Here is a 10,229-nt window from a genome sequence, read left to right on the forward strand (position 1 = left end):
ATCCTCGGTCAGGGCTTCAAGCTGTTCGACCGCACCTATGCCCGTGTCGACGCCACCATTTCCGACGATACGGTGCCGCCATCGGATCTGCTCAAAAGTGGTAGCCCCGACTCGCTACTGGACTGGAACACGCTGGGGGCCGAGGGCCGCAAATTCATTCTGGCCACGCCTGATGCCGACCAGATCAGTGCCATCACCAACCGGCCTGCCCTAGAGCCGCTTCGGGTCTATGTCGGCATGGGTTCGGCCGAGGATGCCGACGCCCGCGCTCAACTGGCCCTTAACGAAGCCATCCGCATCGGCGCGTTTGAGCGCAAGGTACTGGTACTGGCCACCCCGACCGGCACCGGCTGGATGGACCCGTCGGCGCATTTTCCGCTGGAAACCCTGCTGGACGGCGATGTCGCCACCATTGGCGTGCAATATTCCTATCTGCCCAGCTGGCTGTCGCTTCTGGCCGTGCCTGAATATGGATCGGAAAGCGCCCGTGCCGTGTTTCTGGCCTTCCATGACTACTGGGAGACCCTCCCCGTCGACAGCCGCCCCCAACTCTATCTGTTCGGCCTCAGCCTCGGTGCGATGAACACCGACCTGTCCTATGACTATTACGACATTGTCGATGCCCCGCCCAACGGCGTCTTCATGGCGGGCCCGCCCTTTACCAGCCGTTCGTGGAACCAGATCACCCACGACCGCGATGCCGGATCGCCTGCATGGTTGCCGACATTCCGCGATGGCAAGGTGGTGCGTTTCACGAGCCAGAAGGGCATGCCCGAGCATCAAACCCGCTGGGCCGATACGCGCATCCTCTATTTGCAATATGCATCTGACGGCATTGTCTTCTTCTCGCCGTCCCTGATCTGGCAGCGCCCGCAGTGGCTAGACAACCCGCATGGACCGGATGTCAGCCCCAAGCTGACCTGGTTCCCTGTTGTCACCTTCCTTCAGGTCGGGTTTGACCTGTTGACCGCCACGTCAACACCACGCGGCCACGGCCACGTTTATGATGGCGGCGACTATATGGAAGGCTGGAACGCCATCTTGAAAACAGAACGTCCGCAAGACGAACGCCAACGTCTTCGCGCGGCTATGAAGGAACAAGAGCTTTAAACGCCCCTAGCCCGCGACCATCCTCAAGCGTAAGAAGCGCGCATGTCACTACGCACCCTCTTCCCGACCCAGATCTACGAAACCTCCGTCGCCGCCGATAAAGGCTGGGCCGAGCTTCACGAGGAGATTCTGGACCTGTGCCTTGTCATGGGCGAGGAAGATGAAGCGGGCATCAAATGGTGCGAGGACAACCATTATCCGGGCTATACGTCCTATGGCTCGATCAATGACCTGCCTGTCCGTTTCCCCGAGTTCTCAGAGCTGAAACGCATCCTCGACAAGCACGCCAATATCTATGCCAAGGCGCTGAACTTTGATCTGGCCCGCAAGCCCAAGCTGGACAATCTGTGGGTCAACATCCTGATGCCGGGCGGTGGCCACACGGGCCATATCCACCCGCATTCGATCATTTCAGGCACCATCTACATCCACATTCCCGACGGCGCGTCATCCCTCAAGATGGAAGACCCGCGTCTGGTGATGATGATGAACCGCCCCGGTGTGACGGATACCGCCACCGAGGCTGAGCGCCCGTTCGTCTATCTGAAGCCTCAAGCCGGAACGATTCTGATGTGGGAAAGCTGGCTGCGCCACGAGGTGCCCGCCAACCGCGCCACCGAGCAACGCATCTCGATCAGCTTCAACTATAGCTAAATCCAGCTTTGCCATTCGTGCGCCCCATTCCTCCGCAAACCTGCATTACGGGAAAAGGTTGAACGGGGGAGTTCATGAAGTTTCAGGTCATAGCGCTGATGGCGCTTGCGATATCGGTTGCCGGTTGCAACCGCGCCGCCGATGCCCAAACCGCCGCCAGCACTTCATCTGACGGCGCGCCTTATGTGCTGGCAGGAACGCAGGTCTGGTCCGTGCCCGATCCGGTTTCAAACCGCGACTACGACATCTTTGTCAGCCTGCCCGCCAGCTATGACACCCAGCCGAACAGGCGCTATCCGGTGCTGTATGTCACCGATGCAGACTATGCCTTTCCCATCATTCGCCAGATCGCGCGGCGCGTGAATCTGGACGGGCCGGTCATCGAGGAATTCATCCTGATCGGCCTGTCCTACGGCAAGGATGATAAAGGTGCCGCCAGCCGTCGCCGCGACTATACCCCCACGCCCAATGGCCCCCGCAATTCGAGCAATGATGTTCATGGCGGCGGCGCGGCCTATCAGACCTATCTAAAGGAACAGGCCCTGCCCTATGTGGACGCCAAGTTCCGCACCGATCCTGACCAGCGCATTATGCTGGGCCATTCCTACGGCGCATTGCTGGGCGCGCAGATCATGTTCACCGATCCGGCCATGTTCAGCAGCTATGTGCTGGGCAGTCCGTCCTTCTGGTACGACAAGCGCCACATCATGACGATGGAGGCGGACTATGCCCGCAGCCACAACGACCTGCCGGCCAATGTGTTCATGTATATGGGCGGGTTTGAAACGCGCGGCCCGACGCCCCGCCACATGCGCGATGGCGACATGGTCCGCGATATGCAGGTCATGGAACAGACACTGCGATCGCGGAACTATCCGGGCCTGAAAGTGCAATCCACCATATTGGACAACGAGGACCACCTGACCGTCGCCCCCGTCGGCTTCACCCGGGCATTGATGGCGATTTTGCCCGCAAAATAGACCTTAATTGCCCTTTGAAGCGTCCTCGCCACCTTTGGCGGATTTGCCCTTTGGGCTCCCAATCGCTACATCCCCTGCCAACACTCCCATTTCTTCTGAATCAAGGGCGCGACGCACCAGTATGGCGCAGCAATATATTTTCCAGATGCAAGGCCTGACCAAGACCTTCCCTGGCGGCAAAAAGATCTTCGAAAACATCTGGCTGAGTTTCTACAACGACGCCAAGATCGGCGTGGTTGGCGTCAACGGCTCGGGTAAATCCACCCTGCTGAAGATCATGGCCGGTCTGGATACCGAGTTTCAGGGCGAAGCGCGTGCTGCCGACGGCATCAAGCGCGGCTATCTGGAACAAGAGCCGAAACTGGACGACAGCCTGAACGTTCGCCAGAACGTCGAAGCGTGGTGCGAAGAGAAGCAGTGGGTCAACCGCTTCAACGAAGTCGCCAACGAACTGGGCGAAAACTACACCGACGAACTCATGGAAGAGATGACCGCTCTTCAAGAGAAAATCGACGCCGGTGACGTCTGGGATATCGACAGCCGTATCGAAATGGCCATGGGCGCGCTGCGCTGCCCGCCGGACGACTGGGCTGTAACCAACCTGTCGGGTGGTGAAAAGCGCCGCGTGGCTCTGGCCCGCCTGCTGCTGTCCAAGCCCGACATGCTGCTGCTCGACGAACCGACCAACCACCTTGACCTGGAAATGCGCCTGGCTGCAGCACCACCTGGAAAACTTCCCGGGTTGCGTCATCCTCGTCACCCACGACCGTTACTTCCTGGATCTGGTGACCAAGTGGACGCTGGAACTGGACCGTGGAAAGGGCCACCCGCACGAGGGTAACTACTCCTCGTGGCTGGAAGCCAAGACCAAGCGCGTCGTGCAAGAAAACTCGGAATCCGAAGCTCGCCAGCGCGCCCTCACCCGCGAACTGGACTGGGTCCGTTCGGGTGCCAAGGCCCGTCAGGCCAAGTCCAAAGCCCGTCTGGCCGCCTATGAGCGCATGGTCGAGGAACAGGAATCGATGCGCGGCGCGCAGACGCACGCCCACATCCAGATCCCGCCCGGCCCGCGCCTCGGCAACGTCGTTCTGGAAGTCGAAGGTCTCAAGAAGTCCTATGGCGACAAGGTCCTGTTCGACAACCTGACCTTCAAGCTGCCGCCCAACGGCATTGTTGGCGTTATCGGCCCGAACGGCGCCGGTAAATCGACCATGTTCAAGCTGATCACCGGTCAGGAAACCCCTGATGGTGGCACGATCCGCGTCGGTGAAACCGTCAAGCTGGCCTATGTTGACCAGTCGCGCGACGATCTGAAGCCGGACGACACCATCTGGCAGGCGATCTCGGGCGGCACCGACATCATGATGGTCGGCAAGCGTGAGATTAACACCCGCGCCTATGTTGGCTCGTTCAACTTCAAGGGCGGCGACCAGCAGAAGTTCGTCAAGGACCTGTCCGGTGGTGAGCGTAACCGCGTCCACCTTGCCAAGACGCTGGCCACCGGTGGCAACCTGATCCTGCTCGACGAACCGACCAACGATCTAGACATCGAAACCTTGCAGAACCTCGAAGAGGCTCTGGAAGAGTTCGCAGGCTGCGCCGTGGTCATCTCCCACGATCGCTGGTTCCTTGACCGTCTGGCCACCCACATCCTCGCCTTCGAAGGTGACGGCCATGTGGAATGGTTCGAAGGTAACTTCGAAGCCTACGAACAGGACAAGATGCGTCGCCTTGGTGCAGACAGCATCATTCCCAAGCGTATCCAGCACCAGAAGTTCGGTCGCTAAGACCACAGCTTCGATGCAAACGATCAACGGTCCCGTCTTTATGACGGGGCCGTTTTTCTTTGCCGACACAGCGACTGGTCATTTGGGATAACAGGGGTAATCTGGGTGTATGACCCAGAAACCTGCCCTTCTGATTACGCCGCGGCACCTTGGTCCGCTCAGTGCTTTCCTCGAAAGCAGCTATGACGTCTATCGTCTGTGGGAAGGCCCTCCGACCGAGGCCGCGCCCGATATCCGCGTCGTCATTACTGCGGGGGAATACCCGCTAGGTCACGAACTGCTGGAAAAACTGCCCAACCTGTCGCTGGTGGCCTGTTTCACCGCCGGGTTCGAAGGCATCGATCTGGACTGGTGCCGCGCCCACAACATTTCCGTCACCCATGCCCCCAATGTGAACCATGAGGACGTGGCCGATCACGCCATGGGCCTGATTATCGGCTCGCGGCGCAATATCGTCAGTGGCGACCGCCTGATGCGCAAAGGCGAATGGACGCCAGAGGTCAGGTTGCTGTCATCCTCGCTGCGCCATCAGAAACTGGGCATTGTAGGTCTGGGTGCCATTGGACAGGCGGTCGCCCGTCGTGCCGAGGCCTTTGGCATGAGCGTTTCATGGTGGGGGCCGCGCTCCAAGGATGTGAAATGGCCCCGCACCGAAACCTTGATGGAGTTGGCCTCGACCTGCGACATCCTCGTGGTGGCCAGTCGCGCCGATGACAGCAACCGGCATCTGATCGGGGCGGATGTCCTCAAGGCGTTGGGACCGCATGGTCTGCTGGTCAATGTCTCGCGCGGGCAACTGGTTGACGAAGCCGCATTGATCCAAGCTCTGCTGAGCGGACAACTGGGGGCGGCTGCGCTGGATGTATTCGAGGTCGAGCCTACGCCCGCAGAGCAATGGGCCGATGTGCCGAATCTAGTCATCACCCCGCATACAGGCGGGGCCACCAGCGAAGCCGTGCAGGGCATGTTGATGCTGTTGCTACAGAATCTGTCTGCCCATTTCGCGGGCGAGGCCCTGATTACGCCCGTCTAGGTGGAATATACCCCCTGCGGAACGTAAGTCTTTGTTGGCCAGCACAAAGATTGCGTCATTTGGGCCGTGATCCCGCTTAAAGACCCTCGGGCAGGCATGTTTTGGCTTGCATAATCATATAAAGATATCTTTATATGAGCTATGAACCTTACTGCTGACCAGACTGTAGAGATTCTCCGCGCCGCGGGTGAGCCCACGCGCTTGCGCATCCTGTCGCTTCTCGCTGCCGAAGAACTCTCAGTGATGGAGTTGTCACGCGTGTTGGACCAGAGCCAGCCGCGTGTCTCGCGCCATCTCAAGCTTATGGCCGATGCCGGTTTGATCGAGCGTTTTCCCGATGGTGCGCGTGTCTATTACCGTCTGTCGCACGATGCGCAGGCCCGCCGCCTGACCGATACGGTTCTGGATATTCTGGCCGATGACGAAGGCGAGGCCGATCACCGCCGCCTCGAAGAAGTCCGCAGCGAACGTGCCACCGACGCCGCCCGCTATTTCGAGCAGGTCGCGCCCCAATGGGACCAGATGCGCTCACTCTATGTTTGCGAAACCGCCGTCGAGAAAGCCGTCGAGCAGGCCGCCGGTCCAGGCCCTTTTGACCGTGTTGTGGACCTTGGCACCGGCTCGGGCCGTATGCTGACCCTGCTCGGCAAGAAGGCCAAGATGTCGGTGGGTCTGGACCTCAGCCAGAACATGCTGAACATCGCCCGCGCCAATGTCACCCAGGCGGGACTGGACAAGGTCGAACTGCGTCACGGCGACATCTTCTCTACGCGCCTGCCCGCCGAAAGTGCCGATCTGGTGATCGTGCATCAGGTCCTGCACTACCTGGCCGACCCCGCCGCCGCCGTGGCCGAGGCCGCGCGTCTGGTCATGCCGGGCGGCAAGCTGCTGATCGTGGACTTCGCCCCGCACCAGCTGGAGCAACTGCGCGAAGAACACCAACACCGTCGTCTGGGATTTTCCGATGAGGAGATCTCTGGCTGGCTGGCACAGGGCGGTCTGCAAGCGGCGGCCCCCATCATCCTTCCTCCCGACCGCGAGGGTCTGACCGTCCATATCTGGACGGGCATCCGTGCGGCTGAACACGTCCGAAAGATTGCCTGATGGCTCCCTCTTCTCTCGCCGAAGCCCGCGCCCTGTTGCTGTCGCCTCTGGGGCCGGTTGCCCGCGCCGGTAACAGCAAAAAGCCGGTCAATGTCTCGTTCGAGTTCTTCCCGCCCAAGTCGGACGAGGCCGAAGCCAATCTGTGGAAGGCGATCCGCCGCCTAGAGCCGCTGAACCCCGCCTTTGTGTCTGTAACCTATGGTGCAGGCGGGTCGACGCGCGAGCGTACCCACCGCACGGTCCACCGCATCATCACCGAGACTTCGCTGCGCCCTGCTGCCCACCTCACCTGCGTCGAGGCCAGCCGCGACGAAGTGGACGAGGTGATCGCAGGCTACAAGTCCATCGGCGTGGATCATATTGTGGCCCTGCGCGGTGATCCGCCCGGCACAAGCGGTATCGGCGGTGCCTATACGCCGCGCACCGACGGCTATGCCAATGCCACCGAACTGGCCCGTGCCATCCAGAGCGCTGGCGGCTTTGATATTACGGTCGGGGCATACCCTGAAAAGCACCCCGAAAGCCCGTCCATTCAGCACGATCTGGATGTATTGAAGGCCAAACAGGATGCCGGTGCCACCCGTGCCGTCACCCAGTTCTTCTTCGATATGGATGCCTTCCTGCGTTACCGCGATCAGGTTCGCGCGGCCGGCATTACCATCAAGCTGATCCCCGGCATCATGCCGGTGTCGAACTTTGCCGGTCTGCAACGCATGACCTCGGCCTGCGGTACGGCCCTGCCCGACTGGTTGGCCGCCCATTTCGACGGGCTGGATGACGACCATGAAACGCGCAAGCTTCTGGCCGCCTCGGTGGCTGCCGAAACCTGCGCTCGCCTTCAGGAAGAAGGCTTTGAAGACTTCCACTTCTACACCCTGAACCGCGCCGATCTGGTCTATGCCATCTGCCGCGTTCTGGGCGTGCGTGAACAAAAGGCTGCCTGAGTTATGGCTTTGACCCGCTCCGAACGTATTGCCGCGCTCCACAAGGCCGCCAAGGAACGTATTCTGGTTCTGGACGGCAGTTGGGGCGTGATGATCCAGCGCGAGAACCTGACGGAAGAGGACTTCCGTGGTGAGCGCTTTGCCAATCACAACCACCCGCAAAAGGGCAATAACGACCTTCTGATCCTGACCCGCCCCGACATCGTGGCTAGTCTGCACGATGCCTATTATTCGGTAGGCGCGGATATATCGGAAACCAACACCTTCTCGGCCACCACCATCGCACAGGGCGATTACGGTCTCGAAGATGCGGTCTATGACCTGAATTACGAAGGGGCCCGCATCGGTCGCGAAGTCGCCGACCGCTGGACCGAAAAAGAACCGCACAAGCCGCGCTTTGTCGCCGGTGCCATTGGCCCGACCAACCGCACCTTGTCGCTCAGCCCCGACGTGAACGACCCCGGTTTCCGCGCCGTTTCATACGACGAGGTTTACGAAGCCTACAAACAACAGGCCAAGGCCCTGCACGACGGTGGCGTGGACCTGTTCCTGATCGAAACCGTCTTCGACACCCTAAACTGCAAGGCTGCGATCAAGGCTGTTAAAGACCTCGAGGACGAGGGCTATGAGCCCCTGCCCATCTGGATTTCCGGCACCATTACCGACCGTTCGGGCCGCACATTGTCGGGCCAGACCGCCGAAGCCTTCTGGAACTCGATCCGTCACGCCAAGCCGTTCGCTGTGGGTTTCAACTGCGCCTTGGGTGCCGAACTGATGCGCCCGCACATTGCCGAGCTCAGCCGCGTGGCCGACACCCTTGTGTCTGCCTATCCCAATGCGGGCCTGCCCAACGCCATGGGCCAGTATGACGAACAACCCCACGAAACCGGCCACTTCATCGAAGAATGGGCCAAGTCGGGTCTGGTCAACATCGTCGGCGGCTGCTGTGGCACCACGCCGGACCACATCAAACACATTGCCGACGAAGTGTCCGGCATAACCCCACGCGCCATCCCCGAGCGCCCCAAGGCCCTGCGTCTGGCGGGTCTGGAACCGTTCGAACTGGTAGCGTGATGTCTGCCGACCTCGAACAGCTGTCTGCCGAACTGGATGTCATTCCCGACGACCAGTTCATCACATGGGAAAAGACCGGCACCGGCTTCACCTATGCCAAATACGCGCCCGTATTCCATGCGTGGGAGCGGGCGCTGGGGGCCATCGGCCTTGGTGGTCCATCGGATTTCTATGACCGCATGCTGAAGGGTGAAGTGCCTAACCTTACCCGCGACACCATCGCCACCGCCGACCGGAACGCCCTTCTGGGCTACGCCACCTACATCGTCCGAAGCGAACGCTTTAGCGAAGGCCACATCGCCTCTTGCCAGCGCAAGGGCTACCTCGCCGCCATCGTTCGCCGCCTTGCACAACTGGATATCGCCTGATGCGCCCTGTATTTATCAATGTCGGCGAGCGGACCAATGTCACCGGCTCGGCCAAGTTCCGCAAGCTGGTAGTCGAAGGCAACTACAACGCCGCGCTGGACGTTGCCCGTCAGCAGGTCGAGGCCGGTGCCCAGATCATCGACGTCAACATGGACGAGGGCCTGCTGGATGGTCCGAAAGCCATGCGCACCTTCCTGAACCTGATCGCCGCAGAGCCTGACATCGCGCGTGTGCCGCTGATGATCGACAGCTCCAAATGGGAGGTGATCGAGGAAGGTCTGAAGTGCGTTCAGGGCAAGCCGATCGTGAACTCGATCAGTATGAAGGAAGGCGAGGAAGCCTTCCGCCATCACGCCGTGCAGTGCCTGCGTTACGGTGCCGCCGTCGTCGTCATGGCCTTTGACGAGCAGGGTCAGGCCGACACCGCCGCCCGCAAGATCGAAATCTGCACCCGCGCCTATAATATTCTCGTCAACGAGGTCGGCTTCCCACCCGAAGACATCATCTTCGACCCCAATATCTTTGCGGTGGCGACGGGTATCGAGGAACACGACAACTATGCCGTGGACTTCATCGAGGCCGTAAAGGTCATCAAGGCCACACTGCCCTATGCCCGTGTTTCGGGCGGTGTCTCGAACGTGTCGTTCAGCTTCCGTGGCAACGAGCCGGTACGCCGTGCCATCCACTCGGTCTTCCTGTACCACGCCATCAATGCGGGCATGGATATGGGCATCGTCAATGCGGGCGACCTGCCCGTCTATGACGATATCGACGCCGAACTGCGCGAAGCCGTAGAGGATGTGATCCTCAACCGCCGCCAGCGCACCAATGTTTCCAATACCGAACGTCTGGTGGACCTGGCCCCGCGCTATAAGGGTGAAAAAGGTGCTGCCAAGGTTGTCGACCTGAAATGGCGCGAGCAGCCTGTTGCAGGCCGTATCGCCCATGCCCTCGTTCACGGCATCACCGAGTACATCGTCGAAGACACCGAGGAAGCCCGCGTAAGCGTCGAGCGCCCTCTGCATGTCATCGAAGGTCCGCTGATGGATGGCATGAACGTGGTCGGTGACCTGTTCGGTGCGGGCAAGATGTTCCTGCCGCAGGTGGTGAAATCCGCCCGTGTGATGAAACAGGCCGTCGCCTATCTGGAACCCTATATGGAAGCCGAAAAGGCC

General features: G+C 60.4%; 9 protein-coding genes and 1 pseudogene. All 10 read left to right on the forward strand.

Features of this window, described 5'->3' with window-relative positions; all coding sequences use genetic code 11:
* The coding region (locus RSB01_RS10120) for an alpha/beta-hydrolase family protein (RefSeq protein ID WP_332625407.1) at positions 1–1,110 on the forward strand (1,110 nt) is incomplete at its 5' end.
* A 42-nt stretch (positions 1,111–1,152) separates the two neighbouring features.
* Positions 1,153–1,764 (forward strand): TIGR02466 family protein, encoded by a 612-nt coding sequence (locus RSB01_RS10125; protein ID WP_332591473.1) that lies wholly within the window; start codon positions 1,153–1,155, stop codon positions 1,762–1,764.
* 74 nt (positions 1,765–1,838) lie between these two features.
* A complete protein-coding gene (locus RSB01_RS10130) occupies positions 1,839–2,744 on the forward strand; it encodes an alpha/beta hydrolase-fold protein (protein WP_332625409.1) in 906 nt (301 codons plus the stop codon).
* 121 nt (positions 2,745–2,865) lie between these two features.
* Positions 2,866–4,531, forward strand: a pseudogene (ettA, locus tag RSB01_RS10135) (energy-dependent translational throttle protein EttA).
* 109 nt (positions 4,532–4,640) lie between these two features.
* On the forward strand, positions 4,641–5,564 hold the full coding sequence (locus RSB01_RS10140; protein WP_332625411.1) for a 2-hydroxyacid dehydrogenase: 924 nt from the start codon (positions 4,641–4,643) through the stop codon (positions 5,562–5,564).
* Between the two features lie 141 nt (positions 5,565–5,705).
* Positions 5,706–6,668 (forward strand): metalloregulator ArsR/SmtB family transcription factor, encoded by a 963-nt coding sequence (locus RSB01_RS10145; protein WP_332625413.1) that lies wholly within the window; start codon positions 5,706–5,708, stop codon positions 6,666–6,668.
* Positions 6,668–7,612, forward strand: a complete 945-nt coding sequence (gene metF, locus RSB01_RS10150) for a methylenetetrahydrofolate reductase [NAD(P)H] (protein WP_332619836.1) — start codon at positions 6,668–6,670, stop codon at positions 7,610–7,612. The genes RSB01_RS10145 and metF overlap by 1 nt, the downstream gene beginning before the upstream one ends.
* A gap of 3 nt (positions 7,613–7,615) precedes the next feature.
* Positions 7,616–8,686 carry a homocysteine S-methyltransferase family protein gene (locus tag RSB01_RS10155; RefSeq protein WP_332590961.1) on the forward strand — a complete coding sequence of 357 codons (1,071 nt, stop codon included), beginning with the start codon at positions 7,616–7,618 and terminating at the stop codon, positions 8,684–8,686.
* Positions 8,686–9,054: a DUF6508 domain-containing protein gene (locus RSB01_RS10160; protein ID WP_332590960.1), complete on the forward strand. Its 369-nt coding sequence runs from the start codon at positions 8,686–8,688 to the stop codon at positions 9,052–9,054. Before RSB01_RS10155 ends, RSB01_RS10160 begins: the two co-directional genes overlap by 1 nt.
* The coding region (locus RSB01_RS10165) for a dihydropteroate synthase (protein ID WP_332625414.1) at positions 9,054–10,229 on the forward strand (1,176 nt) is incomplete at its 3' end. The genes RSB01_RS10160 and RSB01_RS10165, both read left to right, overlap by 1 nt.

The sequence above is a fragment of the Brevundimonas sp. genome (assembly GCF_036659295.1).
Taxonomy (GTDB): Bacteria; Pseudomonadota; Alphaproteobacteria; order Caulobacterales; family Caulobacteraceae; genus Brevundimonas.